This is a genomic window from Streptomyces sp. S4.7 (assembly GCF_010384365.1).
Lineage (GTDB): Bacteria > Actinomycetota > Actinomycetes > Streptomycetales > Streptomycetaceae > Streptomyces.
On the sequence record NZ_CP048397.1, the window covers coordinates 1,111,191 to 1,137,046 of the forward strand.

Genomic DNA, 25,856 nt, shown 5'->3' on the forward strand with positions numbered 1-25,856 from the left:
GTACGTCTGACGCTGATCGCTCGGCCACCGGGCCGACTTGCTTTCGAACGGTACCGTCACCGGCCGTCCCCGGAAGAACGTCGAAAACCCGCTCCGAGTGCCCGGCCGCCCGTTCGGGCTTCCCCACCGGCCGCCGTCAGCCGTCGAGTTCCTCGGCGACGGCACGCAGCGCCAGCCGGTAGGAGCCGATGCCGAACCCCGCGATCGTGCCACTGGCGACCGCCGCGACGACCGACGTGTGGCGGAATTCCTCGCGTGTGTACGGGTTCGAGATGTGCACCTCGATCAGCGGCGCGGTGCGCTGCGCGGCGGCGTCCCGCATTCCGTACGAATAGTGCGTGAACGCCCCGGGGTTGAGCACGACGGGGATCGATCCGTCGGCCGCCTCGTGCAGCCAGCGGATCAGTTCGCCCTCGTCGTTCGTCTCGCGCACGTCGACGTCCAGGCCCAGTTCCTTGCCGGTCGACTGGCAGGTCTCCACAAGTCCGGCGTACGAGACGGAGCCGTAGACGTCCGGTTCGCGCGAGCCGAGGCGGCCCAGGTTGGGGCCGTTGAGCACCAGGACCCGACGGGTCACTCGGACACCTCCCCGTACGCGGCGAGCAGCACCGCCGGGTCCGGTCCCTCCAGCACGGTCGGCTTGGCCAGACCGTCGAGGACGATGAAACGCAGCAGGTCACCGCGGGACTTCTTGTCGACCTTCATGGTTTCGAGCAGCTTGGGCCACTGGTCGCCGCGGTAGGTCAGCGGCAGTCCGACGGACTTGAGGACGTCGCTGTGCCGGTCGGCGGTGGCGTCGTCGAGACGGCCGGCAAGCCGGCCCAGTTCGGCGGCGAAGACCATGCCGATGGAGACGGCCGCGCCGTGCCGCCATTTGTAGCGTTCGTTCTTCTCGATGGCGTGGGCGAGGGTGTGACCGTAGTTGAGGATCTCGCGTACGCCGGACTCCTTGAGGTCGTTGGACACGACCTCGGCCTTGACCCGGATGGAGCGCTCGATCAGTTCGGCGGTGTGCGGTCCGGCGGGAGTACGCGCGCCTTCGGGATCGGCCTCCACCAGATCGAGAATGGCCGGATCGGCGATGAATCCCGCCTTGATGATCTCGGCCATGCCGCTCACGTAGTCGTGCACGGGCAGCGAGTCCAGCGCCGCGAGGTCGCAGAGGACTCCGGCGGGCGGGTGGAAGGCGCCGACGAGGTTCTTGCCCTCGGCGGTGTTGATGCCGGTCTTGCCGCCGATCGCCGCGTCGACCATGCCGAGTACGGTCGTCGGTACGGCGATCCACCGCACCCCGCGCAGCCAGGTCGCGGCGACGAAGCCCGCGACATCGGTCGTGGCGCCGCCGCCGACTCCGACGATGACGTCGCTGCGGGTGAAACCGGTCTGGCCGAGCGCCTTCCAGCAGTAGGCGGCGACCTCGACGGTCTTGGCCTCCTCCGCGTTGGGGAGCTGGATGGCGACCGCCTCGTACCCCTGGTCCGCCAGGTCCTGGCGCAGGGTCTCCCCGGTCTCGGCGAGCGCCTCCGGGTGGAGGACGGCGACACGCTTGGCCCGGGGGCCGACGAGTACGGGCAGCTCGCCCAGCAGCCGCCGGCCGATCAGCACCTCGTACGGGTCGTGGCCGGCGGTGCCGCCGACCTGGATCCGGGTGACCTGCTGGTCCTGGTCCGTCGTCATGTCTGGTTCTCCTTGCCGGGGGTGGCGGACGGATCCGCGCCGGGAACGGCCGCCGGGCCCAGTTCGAGCGCCTCGATGACGGCTTCGGCGACTTCCTCGGGCGCCCGCTCGTCGGTCGGGACGACCGCGCGCGCGACCTCCGTGTAGAGGGCGCGGCGCTCCTCCATCAACTGCTTCCACTGCTGGCGGGGGTTGATGGCGAGCAGCGGGCGGGCCAGCCCGAGCCCGGTGCGGCGGACCGCCTCGTTCGCCTCCATGGAGAGATAGACGACCGGGAGCCCGGCGAGCAGTTCGCGGGTGTCCTTGTCGAGGATCGCGCCGCCGCCGAGCGCGAGGACGCCGGGGTGTTCGGCGAGCGCGCTGCGTACGGACGCCCGCTCCAGCTCGCGGAAGTGCTCTTCGCCGTCCTCGAAGAAGATGTCCGAGATCTCCCGGCCCTCGGCGGCGACGATGTCCGCGTCGGTGTCCCGGTAGCCGGTGTCGAGGCGTTCGGCGAGCAGCGCGCCGACGGTGGTCTTGCCGACGCCCATGGGGCCGACGAGGACGATCAGCGGGCCGCTCATCGGACCACCAGGTTCACGAGGTAGGACTCGACGTTGCGCCTGGTCTCGGGCACGCTGTCGCCGCCGAACTTCTCGGCCACTGCGTCGGCGAGGGTCAGCGCGACCATGGCCTCCGCGACGATGCCCGCGGCGGGCACCGCGCAGACGTCGGAGCGCTGGTGATGCGCCTTGGCGGGCTCACCGGTGGCGACGTCGACGGTGGCGAGCGCGCGGGGCACGGTCGCGATGGGCTTCATCGCGGCCCGTACGCGCAGCAGTTCACCCGTCGTCAGACCGCCTTCGGTGCCGCCGGAGCGGCCCGAGGCGCGCCTGATGCCCTCGTCGGTGACCATGATCTCGTCGTGCGCCCGGGAGCCGGGCACGCGGGCGAGGTCGAAGCCGTCGCCGACCTCGACGCCCTTGATGGCCTGGATGCCCATGAGTGCGGCGGCGAGCCGGGCGTCGAGCCTGCGGTCCCAGTGGACGTGGGAGCCGAGCCCGACGGGCACGCCGTACGCCAGCACCTCGACCACTCCGCCGAGGGTGTCGCCGTCCTTGTGGGCCTGGTCGATCTCGGCGACCATCGCGTCACTCGCCTCGGGGTCGAGGCAGCGCGCGGGGTCGGCGTCGAGCCGCTCGACGTCGCCCGGGGTCGGGTACACGCCGTACGGGGCCCTGGCGGTGGCCAGTTCGACGACGTGCGACACGATCTCGATCCCGGCGGTCTCCTTCAGGTACGACCGCGCGACGGCGCCGAGCGCGACCCTGGCCGCGGTCTCGCGGGCGCTGGCACGCTCCAGGATGGGCCGGGCCTCGGACGCGCCGTACTTCTGCATGCCCGCGAGATCGGCGTGACCGGGGCGCGGGCGGGTCAGGGGCTCGTTGCGGGCGAGACCGGCGAGCACCTCGGGGTCGACCGGGTCGGCCGCCATGACCTGTTCCCATTTGGGCCACTCGGTGTTGCCGATCATGATCGCGACCGGCGATCCCATGGTCAGGCCGTGCCGTACGCCGCCGAGGAAGGTGACCTCGTCGCGCTCGAACTTCATACGGGCGCCGCGTCCGTAGCCCAGGCGCCGCCGGGCGAGATGATCGCCGACGATCTCCGTGGTGATGGGCACACCCGCGGGAAGGCCCTCCAGAGTCGCGACGAGTGCGGGTCCGTGCGACTCCCCCGCGGTCAGCCAGCGCAACCTGCTCAACGGTGCTCCTCGGTAACTTTCGACAGCTTCGACGGTACGAATCCGGTACGCATCCTCAGGTCCTCGATCCTGCCATGACCGGCCCCCCGTTCCGTGACTCGTCCAGCCTGCGGATAGGCGGGCGAGCCGTCAGCTCCGGTGAACCTCAAGTGCCTGTTCGCCGGCCTTGCGCATCACGGCGAGCGGTGCGGGTGTCCGGCCGGTCATCAGCTCGACCTGGATGACGGCCTGGTGCACGAGGAGGTCGAGGCCGCCGACCACGGGGCCGCCCTGCGCGGACCACGCCGCGGCGAGCGCGGTGGGCCAGGGGTCGTACAGCACGTCGAAGAGGGTTCCGGGGCGGGCGGGGACCCGCGGCGCCAGCGCGTCGGTCGCACCGGCGGGCGTCGTCGCGATCACCAGTGGCGCGGTGAGCGCGTCGGCCGCGTCGGACCAGTCGGCGGTGCGGACGTCGACACCGAGCCGTGTCCCCCAGCCGCGCATCTCGGCCGCGCGGGCCGCACTGCGTACGTAGGCGGTGACCGGGCCCGTACAGAGCTGGGAGAGCGCGGCGAGTGCGGACGAGGCGGTCGCGCCGGCGCCGAGGACGGCCGCCGACTGCACGGCGGTGACGCCGCGCTCGCGCAGGGCGGCGAGCATGCCGGGGATGTCGGTGTTCTCGCCCGTGCGGCGGCCGTCGCCGTCGATGACGACGGTGTTGACGGCCTCCACCGACGCGGCCGTCCCGCTGACGGCGTCGAGCAGCGGAATGACGGCTCGCTTCAGCGGCATGGTCAGGGAGAGACCGGCCCAGGACGGGTCGAGGCCCGCGAGAAAGGCCGGGAGCTGTGCCTCGGCCACCTCGAAGCGGTCGTACGACCAGTCGGCGAGGCCGAGTTCCGCGTACGCCGCCCGGTGCAGTACCGGGGAGAGCGAGTGCGCGATGGGCGATCCGAGGACGGCCGCCCTGCGTCCGGTGGTGCTAGTCGTTCGCATTCTTCCGTCGCTCGTTGAATTCCTTGACCAGCTTCTCGTGCTCGGCCAGGGTCTTGGTGAATTCGGTGGTCTTGCCGTCAATGGAGATGAAGAACATCCAGGCGCCCGGGTCCGGTGCCTTCGTGGCTTTCAGCGCGTCGGCGCCGGGATTTCCGATCGGACCGGGAGGAAGACCCTTGTGGAAGTACGTGTTGTAAGGGTCGGGGTTGTTCCTGATCTCCGAGGTGGAGATATCGATCTCGGACTCGTTCTTCAGATAGTTGAACGCCGAGTCGAATTCAAGCTTCTGGTTGGTGGCGGTGTTCGTCGGCTTGAGCCGGTTGAAGACGACGGACGCCATCTTCTTGAAGTCGTCGTGCGTGATTCCCTCGGCCTGTACCAGGCTGGCCACCGTGACGACGTCGAGCGGCGAGTCGAGACCCAGCGTCTCGGCCGATTCCTCCAGGTCGTACTTCTCGTACTCCTGGTTGGAGCGCGCGACCATCTGCTTGAGGATGTCCTGCGGCTTGGTCTTCTCACCGATCTCGTAACGCGCGGGGTAGAGGAATCCTTCGAGCGGATCCTTTATGTTCTTGTCGTCGTCGGCCCAGTCCGGCAGACCGAGGTTGTCCGATTCGGCCTTGGCCACGTCCGCGGTGGTACCGGGGTCGAGCTTGAGCTTTGTGTCGATGAACTCGTACACCTTGACGGCTCGGACGCCCTCGGCGATGGTCAGCGAATTCAGATTGGCCGGGTTGGTCATCAGCTCGACCGCGGCCTTGGCCGACATCTCCTTCTTCATCGGATAGAGACCGGGCTGGATGGCTTCGCCCTTGGGGTGCTCACCCGCCGCGTCGATGAATGCCTGCGTGCTCTTGACCACGCCGCTCTTCTTGAGCAGACCGCCCATTTCGGCGAGGCCGGCGCCCTGCGGGATCTCGACCTGGACGGTGCCCGTACCTGCGCCCGAGAAGTCGGCGGGCGGGCCGAAGCGATCCTGCCAGAACCGGTAGGCGTAGTACCCGCCGCCGGCCACACCCGCGACCAGGACGAGGGAGGCCACGAGGCAGGCGCCGCCGCCGCGGCGCTTCTTCTTCGACTTGCCGCGGCGGTCACGGCCGCCGCCGCCGCCGCGCCGGCCGCCGCCCTCGTCGTCGTACTCCGGGTCGTCGTCCCGGTCGTCGAGGAGGCGGGGACGGTCGTCGTCGCGCCCGCTGTCGTGGTCCGCGCCGGTGAAGAACGGGTGCGTCTCCTCGGGCTGCGGGCCGTCCCAGTCGTTCTCCGGCTGCTGCGGGGGCGGCGGGGGCGGCTCCTGCCGGCGGCGGACCGGTGGACGCTGCTGCTGGTAAGGGTCGGACGCGCCGTACGGGTCGGGGCTCTCGCCGCCGTAGCCGGGACTGCCCTGCCCGCCCGTGTAGGGGTCACCGGGATTCTCGCCGTACGGCGTGGCCCCTTGCTGGCCCGTGTCCCAACCGCCGCCGTACTGGGGCTGGTTGTCGTACTGCGGGTCGCCGTACTGCTGTTGGGGGTACTGCGGCTGGTGCTGGTGCTGAGGGTGCTGCTGCGGATGTTGCGGCTGCTGCTGGACGTACTGCTGCTGACCGGTGTCCCAGCCACCGCCGTCGTACTGCGGGTCGTACTGCTGCTGGGGGTGTTGCGGCTGCGTGTACTGCTGCTGGCCCGTGTCCCAGCCACCGTCGTACGGGTACTGCGGGTCGTACTGCTGCTGCGGGTGTTGCTGCTGCTGCGGGTGGGGATGCTGAGGCTGAGCCTGGGCGTCGTAAGGGGCCCGGCCGTCGGCGGCCTGCTGCGCCCCCCATCCCTGGTCCCCGTGACGGGGGTCCTCGGGGTGCCACGGTTCAGGGCCTCGGCCCCGGCCATAGTCAGTCATCGATCCCCTAGAGCCGCGAGGCGGCCGGTGCCGGGCGCGGATGGCCCGGTGTCCGTAACGCCTCTCTCTGTGCGGCAGTTGTTCGAATCCCCGCCGCATCGCGCGGAACGTTACCGTATCGCGATCAGACGACCTTCATCCGCGCAGACCGACAACCATAAGTATGTTCCGGTTTCGCCTGATCAGGCGTCTCAGGTCTGGACCCGCACGCCCTCGCCCGGCGGTGCGCCCGACGCTCTCTCCGACTCCAGCGCGTTCTGCAGGATGATGACGGCCGCCACCTGATCGATGACGGACCTGCCCTTCTTGGCCTTCACACCCGAGGCGCGCAGTCCCTGGCCGGCGGTCACCGTGGTCATTCTCTCATCCACGAGACGCACCGGAACAGGCGCGATACGACGGGCCACTTCCTCCGCGAACGCCCGTACCTTGACCGCCGCCGGGCCCTCGCCGCCGCTGAGCGAGCGCGGAAGACCGATCACGACCTCGATCGGCTCGTACTCCTCCACCAGCTGTACGAGCCGTCTGTGGGCGGCCGGGACATCACGCCCCGGTACGGTCTCCACGGGCGTCGCGAGGACCCCGTCGGGGTCGCACGAGGCGACCCCGATCCGGGCGTCCCCGACGTCGACGGCCAGTCTGCGGCCCCGGCGCACGAGCGCCGTCACGTCCTCACGTCCCCGGCCATGTGTCCTCAGGCCGTCTCGGCGACGAGACGCTCGACGGCGGCCACGGCGTCCCCGATGGCCTGCGGGTTCTGACCGCCGCCCTGGGCGACGTCCGGCTTGCCGCCGCCTCCTCCGCCAAGGGTCTTGGCGGCGGCGCGCACCAGCTCGCCGGCCTTGAGTCCGCGCCCACGGGCGGCCTCGTTGGTGGCGATCACCGTCAGCGGGCGACCGCCCACCGTGGTGAACAGCGCGACGACGGCCGGCCGGTCCCCGGCGATCCGCCCGCGCACGTCGAGCACCAGCCTGCGCAGGTCGTCGGCGGACGTGCCGTCCGGCACCTGGCCGGTGACCAGGGCGGTGCCCCGTACGTCCTTGGCGCCCTCGACCAGTCCGGCGGCGGCGGCCAGCACCTTCTCCGCGCGGAACTTCTCGATCTCCTTCTCGGCGTCCTTCAGCTTGGCGAGCATCCCGGCGATCTTCTCCGGCAGCTCCTCGGAGCGGCCCTTCACCAGCTCCTGGAGCTGGGCGACGACCGTGTGCTCCCTGGCGAGGAAGTTGTAGGCGTCCACGCCGACCAGCGCCTCGATACGGCGCACACCGGAGCCGATCGAGGACTCGCCGAGCAGCTTGACCAGACCGAGCTGGGCGGTGTTGTGCACGTGCGTGCCGCCGCACAGCTCCTTGGAGAAGTCGCCGATGGTCACGACCCGGACCCGCTCGCCGTACTTCTCGCCGAACTCGGCGATGGCGCCCTGCTTCTTGGCCTCGTCGATGGACATGACCTCGGCCTGGACATCGAGTTCACGGGCGAGGACTTCGTTGATCTTCTGCTCGACGTCGGTGAGGACCGTGCCGGGTACGGCGGCGGGCGAGCCGAAGTCGAAGCGGAAGCGGCCCGGCGAGTTCTCGGAACCGGCCTGGGCGGCCGTCGGGCCCAGCGCGTCGCGCAGCGCCTGGTGCGTCAGATGGGTGGCGCTGTGGGCGCGGGCGATGGCGCGCCGGCGACGGGTGTCGATGGCGGCGAACGCGGCGGAGCCCACCGTGACCTCGCCGACCTGCACGGACCCCTTGTGCACGGAGACGCCGGGGACCGGCTGCTGGACGTCGCGCACCTCGACGACGGCGCCGGTGTCGAGCTTGATCCGGCCCTGGTCGGCGAGCTGGCCGCCACCCTCGGCGTAGAACGGGGTGCGGTCGAGTACGACCTCGACCTCGTCGCCCTCGGTGGCGGCGGGCGACGGCACGCCGTCGACGAGCAGGCCGACGATCCGCGACTCGCCCTCGGTGCCGGTGTAGCCGGTGAACTCGGTGGAGCCGGAGGTGTCGGCGACCTCTCGGTAGGCGGAGAGGTCGGCGTGGCCGGTCTTCTTGGCCTTGGCGTCGGCCTTGGCCCGGTCCCGCTGCTCCTTCATGAGCCGGCGGAAGCCGTCCTCGTCCACGGACAGGCCCTGTTCGGCGGCCATTTCGAGGGTGAGGTCGATCGGGAAGCCCCAGGTGTCGTGGAGCAGGAACGCCTTCTCGCCGGCCAGGACCGAGCCGCCGCCCGCCTTGGTCTCGGTGACGGCGGTGTCGAGGATGTTGGTGCCGCCCTTGATGGCCTTGAGGAATGCGGCTTCCTCGGCGAGGGCGACGGTCTCGATGCGCTTGCGTTCGGTGATCAGCTCGGGGTACTGCTCGCCCATGGACCCGATGACGACGTCGAGCAGGTCGGCGACGACCGGTCCGGTGGCGCCGAGGAGCCGCATGTTGCGTACGGCGCGGCGCAGGATGCGGCGCAGGACGTAGCCGCGGCCCTCGTTGCCGGGGGTGACCCCGTCGCCGATGAGCATCACGGAGGTGCGCATGTGGTCGGTGACGATACGCAGGGAGACGTCCGAGGCGGGGTCGGCGCCGTAGCGGACACCGGTCAGTTCGGTGGCCTTGTCGATGACGGCCATCGACGTGTCGATCTCGAACATGTTGTGGACGCCCTGGAGGACCATGGCGAGACGTTCGAGGCCGAGGCCGGTGTCGATGTTCTTGGAGGGGAGGTCGCCCAGGATCTCGAAGTTCTCCTTGCCCTCCCCCTCGCCGCGCTCGTACTGCATGAAGACCAGGTTCCAGATCTCCACGTAGCGCTCGTCGTTGACGGCGGGGCCGCCCTCTTCGCCGAACTCGGGGCCGCGGTCGTAGAAGATCTCCGAACAGGGTCCGCAGGGGCCGGGTACGCCCATGGACCAGTAGTTCTCCTTCATACCCAGCCGCTGGAGCCGCTCGGCGGGGAATCCGACCTTCTCGGTCCAGATGTCGGCGGCCTCGTCGTCGTCCAGGTAGACCGTGACCCAGAGCTTCTCCGGGTCGAGGCCGTAGCCGCCGTCCGCCACGGAGCTGGTCAGCAGCTCCCAGGCGAGCGGGATGACGCCTTCCTTGAAGTAGTCGCCGAAGGAGAAGTTGCCGCACATCTGGAAGAACGTGCCGTGCCGGGTGGTCTTGCCGACCTCTTCGATGTCCGGCGTACGGACGCACTTCTGCACGCTGGTCAGGCGCGGGGCCGGCGGCTTGGCCTCACCGAGGAAGTACGGCTTGAAGGGCACCATGCCCGCGGGGACCAGCAGCAGAGTCGGGTCGTCCGCGATGAGCGACGCCGAAGGGACGACGGTGTGCCCGCGCTCCTCGAAGAAGCGCAGCCAGCGGCGGCGGATTTCGGCCGACTCCATCAGTGGTCCTCATTCCGGTTGTGCGGTGTACGCGAGTTGAATCTGTCGCTGTGGTCGTGGTCTTGGTCGTACCGGTGCTCGTCGTACCGGTGTGGCGCGCGGGACTCGACGGCGAGGCGGCGGCTCGCGGGGAGTTGGGGGTCGACGGGTGTGTCGAGCCCCAGCACCTCACCGAGTTCGGACTCGCGCTGGGCCATGCCGGCCCGGACGTCGAGTGCGAAGTCCTTGAGCCGGTGTCCGGCGTCGACCGCCTTGTTGGCGGCCTGCGCGGCGAGGCTCTCGGGCGTCAACTGCCGGAGCTTGGTGTGGACCTTGGTGGTGGCCCACACGCCGGCCGCCGCGCCCGCGGTGAACCAGAACGTACGGCGGAACATCGGCCTCAGCCCTTCTGCTTCCTGCTGCGTCGGGCGGCCGGAACGGTCCTGCCCACGATGACGGTGCGGCGTCCGCGCGCGGACGGTGCCGGCGCCGGTGCCTCACGGTCGGCGCGCGCCGGCTCGGCCGGGGCCTTGCGGCTCATCGCCCGCCGTACGCCGTAGCCGAAGGCCGCGACCTTGACGAGGGGGCCGCCGAAGGTCGACGCCACGGTGGTGGAGAGCGCCGACGCGTTGGAGGTGACCTCCTGGACGTCCGACGCGATGGCGTCGACCCGGTCGAGCTGGTTCTGCGCGGCGCGTACCGTCTCCGACGCGTCGGCCAGCAGCGGTACGGCCTGATCGGTCACGTCCGCCACGAGTTTGGTGGTCGCCTTGAGCGTCTGGGCCAGCCTCACGAGCACCACGGCGAGGAGGGTGACCAGAACCGCCCAGAAGACGGCCACCAGGATCCCGGCAACCTCTCCACCGGTCACGCTGCACCGCTCTCTGCGTCGTTGGTCGGCCGGCTCGGATCCGACGGATCCGGGCGGCCCGGGAAAGTCCCTACTCGACCCTATCGCGCCCGGAGCGGCTCCCCGTACCGGTTTGACGCGGTCGCGGACCCTACCTCATCCGCGCGGGCCCGGAGGGATAGTCGCGTCGACAGATTGTACGCAGCGCTTCCGTGTGAGTACTGTGCGTGTCCCATGCGACCTGTCCCCGGCAATCTCCCCGCGGAGCTGAACCGGTTCGTGGGCCGTACCGACGAACTGGCCGAGCTGACACGCCTCCTCACCGGATTCCGGCTGATCACCCTGGTGGGAGTGGGTGGCGTGGGCAAGACGCGGCTGGCCGTGCGCGCCGCCGCGCAGGCGTTGACGACCCCGGGTCCCGAGGATCTGGAGAAACGCTGCTTCGACGGTGTCTGGCTCGCCGAGCTCTCCCCGATCCGCGACCCCGGACTCCTCGACCACGCGCTCGTCGACGCGCTGCGCATCACCGACCACAGCGGCCGGCAGCCGCGTGAGGTGCTGCGCGGCCATCTCGCCGGCCGCCGCCTCCTGCTGGTGCTGGACGGTTTCGAGCAGCTCGTCGACCCCTGCGCCGAGCTGGTACGGGACCTGCTGCGCCGCTGCCCCGGCCTCCGGGTACTGGCCGTCGGCCGCAGGCCGCTGCGGCTGGAGGGCGAACGCGCCTTCCCGCTGGCCCCGTTGGACGAGACGGACGCGGCGCGGCTCTTCGCCGACCGGGCCGCCGACGTACTGGCCGGGAGCTGCCCGCTGAACGAACACGACGACGCCGTACGAGTTGTGCCGCCGGCTCGACGGCATCCCGCTCGCGCTCGAACTGGCCGCCGCCCGGCTGCGCGCCCTGTCCCTCGACCAGATCCTCCGCCGGATCGACGACCGCTTCCAGCTGCTCACCGAGGGCTCGCGCGGCGAACTGCCGCGCCACCGCACGCTCCGAACCGCGATCGGCTGGAGCCATGAACTGTGCACCCGCGCCGAGCGGTTGCTGTGGGCGCGGCTCTCGGTCTTCGCCGGGCCCTTCGACCTGGAGGCGGTCGAGTACGTGTGCGTCGGCCCGGACCTGCAGGCCGAGGGCGTCCTCGACGTACTCGGCGAGCTGATCGCCCAGTCCGTGGTCGTGCGCGAGGACACGGCCGCCGGGGTGCGCTACCGGATGCTGGACACGGTGCGGGCGTACGGCGCCGAGTGGCTGGACGCCCTGGCGGACACGGGCCGGATGCGCAGAAGACACCGTGACTGGTACATGGGTCTGGCCACCTGGTGCGAACTGGACTGGTCCAGCCCGCGGCAGGCGGAGATCGCCGCCGTCACCGACAGCGCGCTGCCCAATCTGCGCGCCGCCATCGAACTCTGCCTGGAGACGGCGGGCGAGACCCGTCTGGGCCAGTGTCTGGCGGGCACGCTCTGGTTCTACTGGGCCGGCTGCGGACGGCTCACCGAAGGTCGGCACTGGCTGGACCGGGCCCTCGCGCCGGCCGCCCGGCCCGACACCTCACCGCACGAACCACCCCGCGCGTCGCCCCACGAACCGCCGCACGAGGGGGCACGGCACGACGGCTCACGGCTCAAGGCCCTCTGGGTGCTGGGCTATGTGGCGATCCTCCAGGGCGACAACACGACCGCGGCGCGCACGCTCCACGAGTGCCGGGAGGAGGCCACCCGTACGGGAAACGCTCTCGCGCACGCCTACGCGGTGCACCGGCTGGGCTGTCTCGCGCTCCTCACCGGCGACATGCCGCGGGCCGAGCGGCTGCTGCGCTCCGCGATCGGCTCGTACGGCGAACTGGGCGAGATCAACAGCAATGTACTGATGGGCCGGGCGGAACTCGCCCTTTCCCTCGTCTTCCTGGGCGACCTGGACGCGGCCGTGGCGCTGTGCGCCGATGTGCGGGAGATCTGCGAGAACAGCGGCGAGCGCTGGGCCCGGTCCTACGCGCTCTACGTCCACGCCTCCGCGGCCTGGACGCGCGGCCGGCTCACCGAGGCGCGCGCCCTGCTCGGCGAGGCCGTCACCATCCACCACACCTTCAACGACATGGTCGGTCTGGCGCTGGCGATGGAGCTGATGGCGCTGGTGACGGCGGGCGAGGGGGACCCGGCGGAGGCCGCGGTGCTCCAGGGCGCCGCCGCCCGGCTCTGGCGGTCGGTCGGGGTTCCCCTGTTCGGCTCCGCCACGTTCGGAGGGCCGCACGAGCAGTGCGAACGGCGGGCGAGAGAGGCGCTGGGGGCGCAGGCTTTCGACGCCCGGGTGGCCGAGGGGCGCGCCCTGTCGCAGGCGGCGACCGTCGAGCGGGCGCCGGCCGGGCCGCGGGGGGTGTCCGCTTCCGTGCCGCCGGGCCGGTCGCCGGACGAGCGCGGGCCGGCGCGGGACCGGGAGACGGTGCGGGACCAGGACCGGGAGCCGGGCCGCGGGACCGACCGGGAAACGCGAGAGCCCGCCGGCTCCCCCGGCCGGATCGGCGGGGAAGCGGCGGGCTGAAGCGCGGTCGTTCGCGGTGAACGCGAACCACGCCTGGATCAGCGGGTGATCAGCGGGCGTAGTACTCGACGACGAGCTGCTCGTCGCAGATGACCGGGATTTCCTTGCGCAGCGGGTCACGGTCCAGACGGAACGCCAGCGCCTTCAGGTTGACCTGGAGGTAGCGCGGGGTCTCGCCGTCCGTGTCGTAGCCACCCTCGCGGGCGACCTGGAAGGGAACCTTCTCGCGGCTGCGCTCGCGGACCATCACGACGTCGTCGGGACGGACGCGGAACGACGGCTTGTCGACCTTGCCGCCGTTGACCTCGATGTGGCCGTGGACGACCATCTGACGGGCCTGGTAGATGGTGCGGGCGATGCCCGAACGCAGGACCAGGGCGTCGAGACGACGCTCCAGCTCGACGACCAGGGCCTCGCCGGTCTTGCCGCCGGCCTTGCGGGCGCGGTCGTAGGCGCGGGCCATCTGGCGCTCGCTGATGTCGTACTGAGCACGCAGACGCTGCTTCTCCAGCAGACGGACCTTGTAGTCACTGTTCTGCTTGCGGCCGCGGCCGTGCTCGCCCGGCGGGTAGGGACGGGCCTCGAAGTACTTCACGGCCTTCGGCGTCAGCGCGATACCGAGCGCGCGTGACTTCTTGACCTTGGGACGCGACTGGTTAGGCACGTTCTCCAGACCTCCGTTGTAGGTTAGGTTAGGCTCACCTTACTCAAAGGAGATCGCATGTCTCGTCGCCCTGGGAACACCACACGCATCACAGACAGTCTCGACGCGCAGGGCATCGATACGACGGAGGTCCGATCAGCTCATGGTCAGCCGCGTCCCAGCGGGCTTGAAATCGCCCGGATGCCGTCAGCAGCCGAGCGCACACGAACTCTCGTACAGAGTACATGCTCAGCGGTGCTGCTCGTCCCGGGTCCGGACGCGCTGCGGCCCGACCAGTTGATGCCGGACGCGCGGACCGTGGACACCGACGGTGACGTACTGCTGGCCTTCGCGGCCGACTCCCCCGTCGTCAGGGCGGCGACGCACGCGCAGGCCGACGAACTGGCCGCCGTGCTGGAGGTCACCGATGTCGCACCGGTCTCCGTACCCCACCGTATCCGGGGCCGCGCCTGGGTCTCCGGCTGGCTGACGCGCCTCCCGCACGGGGCCGAGCCCGGCCGGACGACGCTGCGGCTGGAGGTCGGCGAGGCGTTCGTGGACGACCTGTGGGGCGCGGAGCCGGTGGAGGCGGACGAGTTCGCCGCGGCCGTACCCGACCCGCTGTCGGAGCACGAGGCCGAACTGCTCCAGCACCTGCACGCCGCGCACAGCGCCGAGGTGCGGACGCTGCGCTCGCTGCTCGGCGAGCGGTCCGGCGGCACGGCGGCCGTACCGGTCGGTGTGGACCGCTTCGGACTGCGGGTGCGCTTCACGGGCGTCAACTGCTTCGACGCCCGCTTCGACTTCCCGGAGCCGGTGCGTGACGTGGGCGAACTGCGCCGCGCCATGCACGCGCTCTTCGACGCGGCGAGCCGCTGAGCGGCGGCGGGAACGATCGGGGGAACCGCACACCGCTCAGCTGGAGGGAGCGTCGCCGCGCAGCCGTTCGCGGACCTTCTCGACCACGTCCGCGTACCGCGCCTCCGCGCCGTACCGCGTCGGTTCGTAGTACCGCTTGCCCCGCACCTCTTCCGGGGCGTACTGCTGCGCGGCGATACCGCCCGGCACATCGTGCGGATAGACGTACCCCTGCGCGTGACCGAGCTTGGCCGCGCCCTTGTAGTGACCGTCGCGCAGATGCGTCGGTACGGGACCGGCCAGCCCCTTCTTCACGTCCTCCAGCGCGGCGGAGATCGCGTTCATCGCCGCGTTCGACTTGGGGGCCAGCGCCAGCGCGATGGTGGCGTGGCTCAGGGTGAGCGCGGCTTCCGGGAAGCCGATCATCGCCACGGCCTGGGCCGCCGCGACGGCGGTGGGCAGGGCCGTCGGGTCGGCCAGGCCGATGTCCTCGCTGGCCGAGATCATCAGCCGGCGGGCGATGAACCGGGGGTCCTCGCCCGCCTCGATCATGCGGGCCAGATAGTGCAGGGCCGCGTCCACGTCCGAGCCGCGGATCGACTTGATGAGCGCGCTCGCCACGTCGTAGTGCTGGTCGCCCTCGCGGTCGTACTTCACGGCCGCGCGGTCGACCGTCTCCTCGACCGTGCCGAGACTGATCTCCTTCTCGCCCTTGGAGATGGCGGCGCCCGCCGCGGCCTCCAGGGCGGTCAGGGCACGCCGGGCGTCTCCGCCCGCGATCCGCAGCAGATGTGCCTCGGAGTCGTCCGGGAGGGAGACCGCGCCGCCGAGGCCGCGCTCCTCGGTGAGCGCGCGCCGCAGCAGGGCGCGCAGGTCGTCGTCCGTGAGCGGCTCCAGCGTCAGCAGCAGGGAGCGCGAGAGCAGCGGGGAGATGACCGAGAAGTACGGATTCTCGGTGGTGGCCGCGATGAGCGTGATCCAGCGGTTCTCCACGGCGGGCAGCAGGGAGTCCTGCTGGGCCTTGCTGAAGCGGTGGATCTCGTCCAGGAAGAGGACGGTCTCCTTGCCGAAGCCGCCGGACGCGCGCCGGGCACCGTCGATGACCGCGCGGACCTCCTTGACGCCCGCGGTGATCGCGGAGAGCTCCACGAAGCGCGCGTCGGTCGCCTTGGAGACGACATAGGCGAGCGTCGTCTTGCCCGTGCCGGGCGGGCCCCAGAGAAGGACCGACGAGGGGCCCGCGGGTCCCCTGCCCCGCGCGGCCTGCTCGACCAGTCGCCGCATCGGGGAGCCGGGCTTCAGCAGATGACCCTGGCCGACGACCTCGTCAAGGACTCGCGGGCGCATCCGTACAGCGAGCGGGCTGCTGGACGGGTCGTTCTCCTGGCGGTCTTCGGCCGCTGCGGTAAAGAGGTCGGGCTCCACATTCAGAACCCTATGTCAGCCCACCGACAGTGCGGACCGGCGCGGTCAGCCGGTCCAGAAGTCCCACCAGCGGGTCAGGATGAGCATCCCGATGATCCCGGTCCACAGAACCGGCAGCACCCAGTGGAACTCCCCCATGACGCCGCGCAGCCACCGAGGCGCCGGGATGATCCCGCGTGTGACGTTGTGCGTCGTGACGTAGGAGAACATCACGATCGTCGCCACCCAGGCGAGACAGCACCACAGGCACAGTGAGTTGATGTTGTACAGCGACTGGTACTGGAGCCAGGTGCAGAAACCGACACCGAACAGCATCCCGGCGTTCAGCCCGAGCCAGAACCAGCGCCGGTACCGCGCCCCCGCCAGCAAGCCCAGCCCCACGCACACCACGACCGCGTAGGTGACCAGGCCAAGCATCGGGTTGGGAAAGCCGAAGGCCGACGCCTGGTCGCTCGTCATGATGTTCCCGCACGAGACCACCGGGTTCAGACTGCACCCCGGCGTGAACCCCGGGTCCTCCAGCAGCTTGAACTTGTCGATCGTGATCACCCACGACGCCAGCACACCCGCCGCGCCCGTCACCACCAGCAGCCACGCCAGCACCCGCCCGGCCCCGATCGGACCGGTGGCGCCGTGCTCCGCCCGGTCGGCGGACACGTCGTCAAGCGCTGCACTCGTCATATCGCCGTTCCATCACTCGTGGCCTGCACCTGAAGCAGAGGGCTCAGCCATTCTGCCGTACCCGTGCCCGTATCCACCGTTCGATGGAGATAAGGAGGTACGCGAAAGGCCCCGGACACTCGGTGGTGTCCGGGGCCTTTCGGTGGTCCCGCGTGGTCAGACGAGCTTCGCCGTGAGGTCGGCCACCAGTGCGTCGAGCGGTACGGGTTTCTGCTCGCCGCTCTCCATGTCCTTGACCTGGGCCACTCCCTCGGCGAGATCGCGCTCACCGGCGACGATCGTGAAGCGCGCGCCCGAGCGGTTGGCGTTCTTCATGGCGCCCCTGAGCCCCTTGCCGCCGTAGCTGAAGTCGGCCGCGACCCCGGCCCGGCGCAGCTCGGTGACCACGCCGAACAGCAGCCGGCGCGCCTCCTCGCCGAGCGGCACCGCGAACACGCTGGTGGCGGGCGGCAGTTGGAGGGTGATGCCCTCGGCCTCCAGCGCCAGCACCGTACGGTCCACACCGAGCGCCCAGCCGACGGACGGCAGCGCCGGGCCGCCGATCATCTCCGAGAGCCCGTCGTAGCGCCCGCCGCCGCCGACCGCGGACTGCGCGCCGAGGCCGTCGTGGACGAACTCGAAGGTCGTGCGGGTGTAGTAGTCCAGGCCCCGTACGAGCCGTTCGTCGTCCTCGTACGCGACACCCGCCGCGGTCAGCAGCTCGCGCACCTCGGCGTGGTACGCCCGGCACGCCTCGCACAGGTAGTCGCGCAGCTTCGGAGCGCCGGTGAGCTGCCGCCGTACGTCGGGGCGCTTGTCGTCCAGGACCCGCAGGGGGTTGATCTCGATGCGCCGACGGGTCTCGTCGTCCAGGTCGAGGTCGCGCAGGAAGCCCTGGAGCGCCTCCCGGTAGACGGGGCGGCACTCCTTGTCGCCCAGGGAGTTCAGCAGGATGCGGAAGCCGCGCAGCCCGAGCGAGCGGTACGCCTGGTCGGCGAGGATGATCAGCTCGGCGTCGAGCGCCGGGTCCTCGGCGCCGATCGCTTCCGCGCCGACCTGCGAGAAGTGGCGGTAGCGGCCCTTCTGCGGGCGCTCGTAGCGGTAGTACGAGCCCGAGTACCAGAGCTTGACGGGGAGGTTGCCGGCCTTGTGCAGGTTCGCTTCGAGCGCCGCGCGCAGCACGGAGGCGGTGCCCTCGGGGCGCAGCGCCAGCTCGGAGCCGCCCTTGGTGGTGAGGGTGTACATCTCCTTGGTGACGATGTCGGTGGACTCGCCGACGCCGCGGGCGAAGAGTTCGACGTCCTCGAAGCCGGGGGTCTCGATGTAGCCGTAACCGGAGTTCTTCAGCGGTGCGGAGATCGCCTCGCGCACCGCGAGGTACACGGCGGAGTCCGGCGGAAGCAGGTCGTAGGTGCCCTTGGGGGCCTGAAAGGTGTTCATGGGATTCGCTGCGTCACATTCCTCGTCGCGGAGCGGCACTCTCGCCGCCTCCGTAGCCTGCGGCCACCTCGCGCAGATAGGGGTTGGTGGCTCGCTCCCGGCCGATGGTCGTCTGGGGGCCGTGGCCGGACAGCACCACGGTCGAGTCGTCGAGCGGCAGGCACACACGGCCCAGCGAGTCGAGCATCTCGGCCGGATCGCCGCCGGGCAGGTCGGTGCGTCCGACGGAGCCGGCGAACAGCAGGTCGCCCGAGAAGAGGACGGACGGGATGTCCGCGGCCTCGGGCACCCTGAAGGTCACCGACCCCTTCGTATGGCCGGGCGCGTGCGCGACGCCGAAGTTCAGGCCCGCCAGTGCCAGCTCCGCGCCGTCGCCCAGCTCCTTGACGTCGTCGGGCTCCCCCACGGTCAGCTCGCCCATGAGCGGCATCCCGATGGAGCGGCCGAGGGCCTTCTCGGGGTCGCTCATCATGTACCGGTCCGACGGGTGGATCCACGCGGGCACGTCGTGCGCGCCGCACACGGGGACCACCGACGCGACATGGTCGATGTGGCCGTGGGTGAGGATGACGGCGACGGGCTTGAGGCGGTGCTTGGCGATCGTCTCCGCGACGCCTTCGGTGGCCTGGTGGCCGGGGTCGATGATCACGCACTCCTCGCCCGCGGCGGGGGCGACCAGATAACAGTTGGTCCCCCAGGCCCCGGCCGGGAACCCGGCAATAAGCACGATCGTCCTCAAATGTCGTCCGTCGGTGGATTGCAGCAGATCAGAGCCTACCGGCGCTCCTCATTACACAGGTAACCCATATAACGTACGGGGCTAGTCAGGCGTTCACAGGACTTGGTGGTGAGCACCGTCTGAGCACCGCCTCAGCACAGCTCCACAACAGGGCCCACGAAGACACGAGGAGACGACCCGGTGGTCAACAGCGAGCAGCGCCGGCGCCAGCTTGCCAGGGAGAAGTTCGAGCGACAGCAGCAGCGCCGGGCGGAGATCCGCAACAAGGCCCGGCGCCGTAACGCGGTCATCGCCGCGGCGCTGGCCGTCGTGGTGGCGGCGGGCGGCGGCGCGTACGCCATCGCGGGTCTGACGGACGACGGCGGCAAGAAGGACAGCGCCGCGGACAACCCGTCGGCGCCGCCGTCGCCGAGCGAGAGCAAGCCCGCCGGGCCGAAGATGACGATCGACGCCAAGGCCAAGTACACGATGTCACTCAAGACCAGCCAGGGCGACATCGGTATCGCGATGGACGCGGCGAAGACGCCCGAAACGGTGAACTCCTTCAAGTCGCTCGCCGACAAGAAGTTCTTCGACGGCACGAAGTGTCACCGCCTGACCACGGAGAACATCTTCGTGCTCCAGTGCGGCGACCCCAAGGGCGACGGCACCGGTGGTCCGGGCTACACCATCGCGGACGAGAATCTGGACGCGCTCGGCAAGCCCGCCGCGGACGGCGCGGTGACCTACCCCGCGGGGTCGGTGGCGATGGCGAATACCGGCCAGCCGAACAGTGGCGGCAGCCAGTTCTTCCTCGTGTGGAAGGACACCAAGCTGCCGCCCTCGTACACCCCGTTCGGGGCGATGGACGCCGAGGGCCTGAAGACCGTGAAGGCCGTCGCCGCCGGGGGTGTCACCGGTGACAACAAGGGTGACGGTGCGCCGAAGAAGACCGTCACCGTCGAGAAGGGCACCGTCGACAAGACGTGAGAGCGGGTGACCGGCGGCACGGCCCGTGGCACGGCCCCTCGGAGCACCCCGGTGCCGTACCCCGCGAATTTCGGCCGTGCGCAGTGCGGACAGCCGGGCCGCCGGTCACCTAGATTGGCGTTGTGCGGCGCGCGGATCGGCTTCGGCGGATCGGCTTTCGCGTCGCGGAAGACGGGCGATGCCCGTCCAGGAAACTGTGGACGATGCCCGGGGGGCACCCCTCGCAGGCATCAGGTGGAGGAGGCGCTGTGAGCAGCGACCCGTGGGGCCGAGTCGACGAGACAGGCACCGTGTACGTGCGCACGGCCGAGGGCGAGCAGGTCGTCGGATCGTGGCAGGCAGGCTCTCCCGAGGAGGCACTGGCCTACTTCGAGCGCAAGTACGAGGGCCTGGTGGTCGAGATCGGCCTTCTCGAACGGCGGGTGAAGACCACCGATCTCTCGGCCAAGGACGCGCAGTCCGCCATCGATCACCTGCGCGCGCAGGTGGACGAGCATCACGCGGTCGGGGATCTCGCCGCGCTGCGTACGCGTCTCGACGGGCTTGTCGCCACGGTCGAGGCGCGCCGTGAGGAGCGCAAGGTCCAGAAGGCCAAGCAGACGGACGCCGCGCGTGAGTCGAAGCAGGCGCTGGTCGCGGAGGCCGAGGAGCTGGCGGTGAGCGACCAGTGGCGCTCCGCGGGTGAGCGGCTGCGCGCGCTGGTGGACACCTGGAAGAGCCTGCCGCGGCTCGACCGGAAGTCCGACGACGAGCTGTGGCACCGCTTCTCGCACGCGCGCTCGGCGTTCTCCAAGCGCCGCAAGGCGCACTTCGCCTCGCTCGACGCGCAGCGCGAGGAGGCCCGCAAGGCCAAGGAGAAGCTGGTCACCGAGGCCGAGTCGCTGTCGGGCTCCACGGACTGGGGCGGGACGGCGGCCCGGTACCGCGAGCTGATGACGGAGTGGAAGGCCGCGGGCCGCGCGCAGCGCGAGGCCGAGGACGATCTGTGGAACCGCTTCCGCGGTACCCAGGACGTCTTCTTCGCCGCCCGCGGCGAGGTCTTCGCCGAGCGTGACGCGGAGCAGAGCGAGAATCTGAAACTCAAGGAGGAGCTGGCGACCGAGGCCGAGCGGCTGCTCCCGGTGACGGACCTGAAGGCGGCCCGTGCCGCGTTCCGGGCGCTCAACGAGCGCTGGGAGGCGATCGGGCACGTGCCGCGCGACGCCAGGCCCCGCGTCGAGGGCCGGATGCAGACCGTCGAGCGGGCGCTTCAGGAGTCCGAGGAGAACGAGTGGCGCCGTACGAACCCGGAGGCGCGTGCGCGTGCCGCGGGTCTGACGGGGCAGCTCCAGGCGGCCGTCGACAAGCTGCGTACGCAGATCGACGCGGCGCGCGCCTCGGGCAACAACGCCAGGGCCGACAAGCTGGCGAAGGAGCTCGAAGGCCGGCAGGCGCTGCTCGACCAGGCGCTGAAGGGTCTTCAGGAGTTCGGCGGCTGACGCGGGCGCACGACGACGGAGCGGCCCGGCGGTGATCCCGCCGCCGGGCCGCTCCGTCGTCCGGTGGCCTACGGTCTGCGGGCCGAGGTGACCCGGTAGACGTCGTACACGCCCTCCACGCCCCGTACCGCCTTCAGTACGTGCCCCAGGTGCTTCGGGTCGCCCATCTCGAAGGTGAAGCGCGAGGTGGCGACCCGGTCGCGGGAGGTCTGGACGGCCGCCGACAGGATGTTGACGTGCTGGTCGGACAGGACGCGTGTGACGTCGGACAGCAACCGGGACCGGTCCAGGGCCTCGACCTGGATGGCGACGAGGAAGACGGACGACTGGGTGGGCGCCCATTCGACTTCGAGGATCCGCTCCGGCTGCTGCGACAGCGAGTCGACGTTGACGCAGTCCGCGCGGTGTACGGAGACGCCGCTGCCCCGCGTGACGAAGCCGATGATCGGATCACCCGGGACGGGTGTACAGCAGCGGGCGAGCTTCACCCACACGTCCTCGACGCCCTTGACGACCACACCGGGGTCGCTGCTGGAGCGGCGCTTGGAGCGTCCGCGCGAGGGCGGTGCGCTCTCGGCGATGTCCTCGTTGGCGGCCTCCTCGCCGCCGAGCGCCTGCACGAGCTTCTGTACGACACCCTGCGCGGCGACATGACCCTCGCCGATCGCCGCGTACAGGGACGAGATGTCGGGGTAGCGCATCTCGTGCGCGAGCGTGACGAGCGAGTCGCCGGTGAGGATCCGCTGGATCGGCAGGTTCTGCTTGCGCATCGCCTTGGCGATGGCGTCCTTGCCGTGTTCGATCGCCTCGTCGCGGCGCTCCTTGGAGAACCACGCGCGGATCTTGTTCCTGGCCCGTGGCGACTTGACGAAGCCCAGCCAGTCCCTGGAGGGTCCGGCGCCCGACGCCTTGGAGGTGAAGACCTCGACGAGATCGCCGTTGTCGAGGGTCGATTCGAGGGGCACGAGCCGCCCGTTGACCCGTGCTCCTATGGTGCGGTGGCCGACCTCCGTGTGGACGGCGTAGGCGAAGTCGACGGGGGTGGCCCCGGCCGGCAGCGCTATGACGTCGCCCTTGGGCGTGAAGACGAAGACCTCGTTGCGCGACAGGTCGAAGCGCAGGGACTCCAGGAACTCGCTGGGGTCCTCGGTCTCCTTCTGCCAGTCGAGCAGCTGGCGCAGCCACGCCATGTCGTTGACGGTGTCCTGGCCCGCGCCGCCCTTGCCGGCGTGTCTGGGCACGTCGGTGCGGACCTTGGACGCCCCGGCGACGGCTTCCTGCTTGTACTTCCAGTGCGCGGCGATGCCGTACTCGGCGCGGCGGTGCATGTCGAACGTACGGATCTGGAGCTCGACGGGCTTGCCGCTGGGTCCGATGACCGTCGTGTGCAGCGACTGGTACATGTTGAACTTGGGCATCGCGATGTAGTCCTTGAACCGCCCCGGCACCGGATTCCACCGGGCGTGGACGGTGCCGAGCGCCGCGTAGCAGTCGCGGACCGTGTCGACGAGGACCCGGATGCCCACCAGGTCGTAGATCTCGGCGAAGTCCCGGCCCCGCACGATCATCTTCTGGTAGACGCTGTAGTAGTGCTTGGGCCTGCCGGTGACGGTCGCCTTGATGCGGGCGGCGCGCAGATCGGACTGGACCTCGTCGGTCACTATGGCGAGGTACTCGTCGCGCTTGGGCGCCCGCTCGGCGACGAGCCGGACGATCTCGTCGTACATCTTGGGGTAGAGGATCGCGAAGGCGAGGTCCTCCAGCTCCCACTTGATGGTGTTCATGCCCAGGCGGTGGGCCAGCGGGGCGTAGATCTCCAGCGTCTCGCGGGCCTTCTTCTCCTGCTTCTCCCGCTTGAGATAGCGCATGGTGCGCATGTTGTGCAGCCGGTCGGCGAGCTTGATGACCAGGACGCGCGGGTCCTTGGCCATGGCGACGACCATCTTGCGCACGGTCTCGGCCTGGGCGGCCTCGCCGAACTTGACCTTGTCGAGCTTGGTGACACCGTCGACCAGGAGCGCGACCTGGTCGCCGAAGTCCTTGCGGAGTGTGTCCAGGCCGTACTCGGTGTCCTCGACGGTGTCGTGCAACAGCCCCGCCATCAGCGTGGCCGGGTCCATGCCGAGCTCGGCGAGGATCGTCGTCACGGCGAGGGGGTGGGTGATGTAGGGGTCGCCGCTCTTGCGCTTCTGGCCGCGGTGCCAGCGTTCGGCGACCTGGTAGGCGCGCTCGATCTGGCGGAGCACGGCGGTCTCGATCTTGGGGTCGTTGCCGCGTACGGTCCGCAGCAGCGGTTCGAGGACCGGGTTGTACGGCGACGAGCGCTGGACGCCGAGACGGGCCAGCCGGGCGCGTACGCGGTTGGAGGACCCACCGGAGCGCGAGGGGGCGGCGGGGGTGGGCTTGGGGGCGGTGACGGGGACCGGGAGCCGGCTCTTGGCGGGCGAGGAGCCGGGGGTGGGCTCCGGGGCGGGACCGGGCGCCGGTGCCCCGCCGGCCGCCGGGTCCAGGGGCTTCGAGCCGTTCCGCGCCGGGGCGGATCCGTTGCGTCCGGATCCGTTCCGCTCGGCGGGCGTGCGCGCAGCCGTCCCCGCCGCGTCCGCCGGCTTCTGCGGCGCGGCAGGCGCCGCGGTGCCCTGGTCTGCGTGCGGATCGGGCTGGGCGGCGGCGAGTGGCTGGGCCTCGTCTGGCAAGAGCGCTCCTCGTGCTTTCCGGGTCCCCCGGTCAGGTCCGGAACGGCCATGGTATCGACCCCGTCGCGCCGGTGCTCACGGGACCGGTGCCCGCGCGGGCGCGCACACGCCCTCCCACTCCCCCGCGGGGCCTGTTCAGAGCACCTGTCGAAGGGACGCGGAGAGATTCCGGGCCGATGAGAACAGAACGCGGACACTCCGGGTGGAATTCCCGGAGTGTCCGCTTGTGCCGCATCTCGTCACGACGCTTTCTCGTCACCCGTGACGGTGTGGGTCAGACCTTGATCAGTGCCTCCAGCGGAGCGCCGAGCAGAAGCGGCTCCAGACGGTCCCTGCCGCCCAGGAAGCCCAGTTCCAGCAGGACGGCCACGGCCACCACCTCGGCGCCGGCCCGGCGCACGAGTTCGACCGAGGCCCCGGCGGTGCCGCCGGTGGCGAGCACGTCGTCGATGACGATGACGCGGTCGCCCTCCTGGAGGTCCTCCGCGTGGACCTCCACCTCGGCGCTGCCGTACTCCAGGTCATACGTCTGCGACAGCGTCGCACCGGGCAGCTTCCCCACCTTGCGGATGGGGATGAAGCCGATGCCGGCACGCACCGAGACCGGCGCGGCCAGGATGAAACCGCGCGCCTCCAGGCCGACGATCTTCGTGGCACCGTGCCGCACCGAGAGCTCCGCGAGCGCGTCGGTCAGCGCCGCGAACGCCTTCGGATCCGCGAGCAGCGGTGTGATGTCCTTGAACATCACACCCGGCTTCGGATAGTCGGGCACCTCACGGATCCGGCTGAGGAGCAACTCCCTCGTGCTGTCGTCGGTCATCGACGCTTCCCGGACGGACGGCCGCGGCCACGGCCGCCGTGGCTGCGGGGACCCGCGACGGCGGCGGCGGGCGGGATGTCCCGCTCCGCGGGCTCACCGTCGTCCGGCTCCGAGCCCCTCGGCTCGCCCGGACCCTCGTCCGAGTAGTCGGGCGCCTCGCCCTTGGCCGCGGCGGCCTTGCGCTTGGCGAGGACGCGCTTCTTCAGTGCCCTTATCGACGGCTCGCGCTCCTTGAGGTCGGCGACCAGCGGAGTGGCGATGAAGATCGACGAGTACGCACCGGCGGCGAGACCGACGAACAGCGACAGCGAGATGTCGTTCAGCATGCCGGCGCCGAGGACACCGCCACCGATGAACAGCAGACCGGCGACCGGCAGCAGCGCGACCACGGTGGTGTTGATGGAACGCACCAGGGTGGAGTTGATGCTGCGGTTGGCGACCTCGCTGTAGGTGAAGCGCGTCTGCTTGGTGATGTCCTTCGACCCCTCCTTGAGGCTGTCGAAGACCACCACCGTGTCGTAGAGCGAGTAACCGAGAATGGTCAGCAGACCGATCACCGTACCCGGGGTGACCTCGAAGCCGACCAGCGCGTACACACCGACCGTGATCGTGAGGTCGTGGATCAGGGCGATCAGCGCGGCGACCGCCATTCTCCATTCGAAGGCGATCGCGAGATAGATCACCACCAGGATCATGAAGATCCCGAGACCCGTCCACGCCTTGTTGGCGATCTGCTTGCCCCAGCTCGGACCGACCAGGTCGGCGTTGATCTTCTCCTGGGGGATGTCCAGGTCCTGCGCGAGCTGGGCCTGGACCTTGTCGGCCTGCGCGGTGTTCAGCTCGGTGACCTGGATGCGCAGTCCGCCGTTGCCGAGCTTCTGGACGATCGCGTCGTGGCCGGAGGCCTCTTCCGCGTGGTCCTGCGCCGCCGCCACGGAGATGCTCGTCTTCGGGGTGTTGAAGACGGCACCGCCCTTGAACTCGATGCCCATGTTGAGCCCCCGCACCGCCAGGCCCGCGATGGCCGCGATGGTGATGAGGATCGAGAGCGCGTACCAGAACTTGCGCTTCCCGACGAAGTCGTAACCGACTTCGCCGCGGTAGAGCCGGGCGCCGAGATCGCCGAGTCGCGACAT

21 protein-coding genes and 1 pseudogene are annotated in these 25,856 nt (G+C 70.4%); 4 read left to right on the forward strand and 18 right to left on the reverse strand.

What is annotated here, in order from left to right:
- Positions 1–136: 136 nt before the first annotated feature.
- The 10 genes from aroQ to SSPS47_RS04850 all read right to left on the reverse strand — a co-directional run bounded on the left by aroQ (position 137) and on the right by SSPS47_RS04850 (position 10,480).
- Positions 137–577 (reverse strand): type II 3-dehydroquinate dehydratase, encoded by a 441-nt coding sequence (aroQ, locus tag SSPS47_RS04805; protein WP_078078325.1) that lies wholly within the window; start codon positions 575–577, stop codon positions 137–139.
- Positions 574–1,677: a 3-dehydroquinate synthase gene (gene aroB / locus SSPS47_RS04810; RefSeq protein ID WP_164248992.1), complete on the reverse strand. Its 1,104-nt coding sequence runs from the start codon at positions 1,675–1,677 to the stop codon at positions 574–576. Before aroB ends, aroQ begins: the two co-directional genes overlap by 4 nt.
- Positions 1,674–2,240, reverse strand: coding sequence for a shikimate kinase (locus SSPS47_RS04815; protein WP_164248994.1), 567 nt, complete (start codon positions 2,238–2,240; stop codon positions 1,674–1,676). The genes aroB and SSPS47_RS04815 overlap by 4 nt, the downstream gene beginning before the upstream one ends.
- Entirely contained in the window at positions 2,237–3,421 is a 1,185-nt protein-coding gene (gene aroC / locus SSPS47_RS04820; RefSeq protein ID WP_164248995.1) for a chorismate synthase, read from the reverse strand. The genes SSPS47_RS04815 and aroC overlap by 4 nt, the downstream gene beginning before the upstream one ends.
- Positions 3,422–3,550: 129 nt before the next feature.
- Complete coding sequence (locus SSPS47_RS04825; RefSeq protein WP_164248997.1) at positions 3,551–4,396, reverse strand: shikimate dehydrogenase; 846 nt, start codon at positions 4,394–4,396, stop codon at positions 3,551–3,553.
- A complete protein-coding gene (gene mltG / locus SSPS47_RS04830; protein ID WP_164248999.1) occupies positions 4,383–6,266 on the reverse strand; it encodes an endolytic transglycosylase MltG in 1,884 nt (627 codons plus the stop codon). Before mltG ends, SSPS47_RS04825 begins: the two co-directional genes overlap by 14 nt.
- Positions 6,267–6,457: 191 nt before the next feature.
- A complete protein-coding gene (ruvX, locus tag SSPS47_RS04835) occupies positions 6,458–6,934 on the reverse strand; it encodes a Holliday junction resolvase RuvX (protein WP_237285771.1) in 477 nt (158 codons plus the stop codon).
- 26 nt (positions 6,935–6,960) lie between these two features.
- Positions 6,961–9,630: an alanine--tRNA ligase gene (gene alaS, locus SSPS47_RS04840; RefSeq protein WP_164249001.1), complete on the reverse strand. Its 2,670-nt coding sequence runs from the start codon at positions 9,628–9,630 to the stop codon at positions 6,961–6,963.
- Complete coding sequence (locus SSPS47_RS04845; RefSeq protein ID WP_164249003.1) at positions 9,630–10,004, reverse strand: DUF6167 family protein; 375 nt, start codon at positions 10,002–10,004, stop codon at positions 9,630–9,632. The genes alaS and SSPS47_RS04845 overlap by 1 nt, the downstream gene beginning before the upstream one ends.
- Before the next feature lie 5 nt (positions 10,005–10,009).
- Positions 10,010–10,480 (reverse strand): DUF948 domain-containing protein, encoded by a 471-nt coding sequence (locus tag SSPS47_RS04850; RefSeq protein ID WP_147877608.1) that lies wholly within the window; start codon positions 10,478–10,480, stop codon positions 10,010–10,012.
- A gap of 213 nt (positions 10,481–10,693) precedes the next feature.
- On the opposite strand from SSPS47_RS04850, the pseudogene SSPS47_RS04855 reads away from it, so the two are divergent.
- A pseudogene (locus SSPS47_RS04855) lies at positions 10,694–12,995 on the forward strand (regulator).
- 49 nt (positions 12,996–13,044) lie between these two features.
- On the opposite strand, the gene rpsD reads toward SSPS47_RS04855, so the two are convergent.
- Positions 13,045–13,659, reverse strand: coding sequence for a 30S ribosomal protein S4 (gene rpsD / locus SSPS47_RS04860; RefSeq protein WP_147877610.1), 615 nt, complete (start codon positions 13,657–13,659; stop codon positions 13,045–13,047).
- Positions 13,660–13,839: 180 nt separating this feature from the next.
- Here rpsD and SSPS47_RS04865 point away from each other — a divergent pair, with 180 nt between their 5' ends.
- On the forward strand, positions 13,840–14,517 hold the full coding sequence (locus tag SSPS47_RS04865) for a DUF2470 domain-containing protein (RefSeq protein WP_164249005.1): 678 nt from the start codon (positions 13,840–13,842) through the stop codon (positions 14,515–14,517).
- A 36-nt stretch (positions 14,518–14,553) separates the two neighbouring features.
- Here SSPS47_RS04865 and SSPS47_RS04870 read toward each other — a convergent pair whose 3' ends face one another.
- The 4 genes from SSPS47_RS04870 to SSPS47_RS04885 form a co-directional block, all read right to left on the reverse strand.
- Entirely contained in the window at positions 14,554–15,921 is a 1,368-nt protein-coding gene (locus SSPS47_RS04870) for a replication-associated recombination protein A (RefSeq protein ID WP_147877612.1), read from the reverse strand.
- A 45-nt stretch (positions 15,922–15,966) separates the two neighbouring features.
- The gene (locus SSPS47_RS04875) at positions 15,967–16,602 is read right to left on the reverse strand and encodes a vitamin K epoxide reductase family protein (protein WP_147877613.1); all 636 of its coding nucleotides are present in this window, start codon (positions 16,600–16,602) and stop codon (positions 15,967–15,969) included.
- 156 nt (positions 16,603–16,758) lie between these two features.
- The gene (hisS, locus tag SSPS47_RS04880) at positions 16,759–18,021 is read right to left on the reverse strand and encodes a histidine--tRNA ligase (RefSeq protein ID WP_164249007.1); all 1,263 of its coding nucleotides are present in this window, start codon (positions 18,019–18,021) and stop codon (positions 16,759–16,761) included.
- Positions 18,022–18,034: 13 nt separating this feature from the next.
- Entirely contained in the window at positions 18,035–18,748 is a 714-nt protein-coding gene (locus tag SSPS47_RS04885) for an MBL fold metallo-hydrolase (RefSeq protein WP_147877615.1), read from the reverse strand.
- Positions 18,749–18,940: 192 nt separating this feature from the next.
- On the opposite strand from SSPS47_RS04885, the gene SSPS47_RS04890 reads away from it, so the two are divergent.
- Both SSPS47_RS04890 and SSPS47_RS04895 read left to right on the forward strand, forming a co-directional pair.
- Positions 18,941–19,729, forward strand: a complete 789-nt coding sequence (locus tag SSPS47_RS04890; protein WP_164249009.1) for a peptidylprolyl isomerase — start codon at positions 18,941–18,943, stop codon at positions 19,727–19,729.
- 248 nt (positions 19,730–19,977) lie between these two features.
- Positions 19,978–21,207 (forward strand): DUF349 domain-containing protein, encoded by a 1,230-nt coding sequence (locus SSPS47_RS04895; RefSeq protein ID WP_164249010.1) that lies wholly within the window; start codon positions 19,978–19,980, stop codon positions 21,205–21,207.
- A 68-nt stretch (positions 21,208–21,275) separates the two neighbouring features.
- On the opposite strand, the gene SSPS47_RS04900 is transcribed toward SSPS47_RS04895, so the two are convergent.
- From SSPS47_RS04900 to secF, 3 genes are all read right to left on the reverse strand, one after another.
- Positions 21,276–23,900 (reverse strand): bifunctional (p)ppGpp synthetase/guanosine-3',5'-bis(diphosphate) 3'-pyrophosphohydrolase, encoded by a 2,625-nt coding sequence (locus SSPS47_RS04900; RefSeq protein WP_164249012.1) that lies wholly within the window; start codon positions 23,898–23,900, stop codon positions 21,276–21,278.
- 274 nt (positions 23,901–24,174) lie between these two features.
- Positions 24,175–24,720 (reverse strand): adenine phosphoribosyltransferase, encoded by a 546-nt coding sequence (locus SSPS47_RS04905; RefSeq protein ID WP_164249014.1) that lies wholly within the window; start codon positions 24,718–24,720, stop codon positions 24,175–24,177.
- A complete protein-coding gene (gene secF / locus SSPS47_RS04910) occupies positions 24,717–25,856 on the reverse strand; it encodes a protein translocase subunit SecF (RefSeq protein ID WP_164249015.1) in 1,140 nt (379 codons plus the stop codon). Before secF ends, SSPS47_RS04905 begins: the two co-directional genes overlap by 4 nt.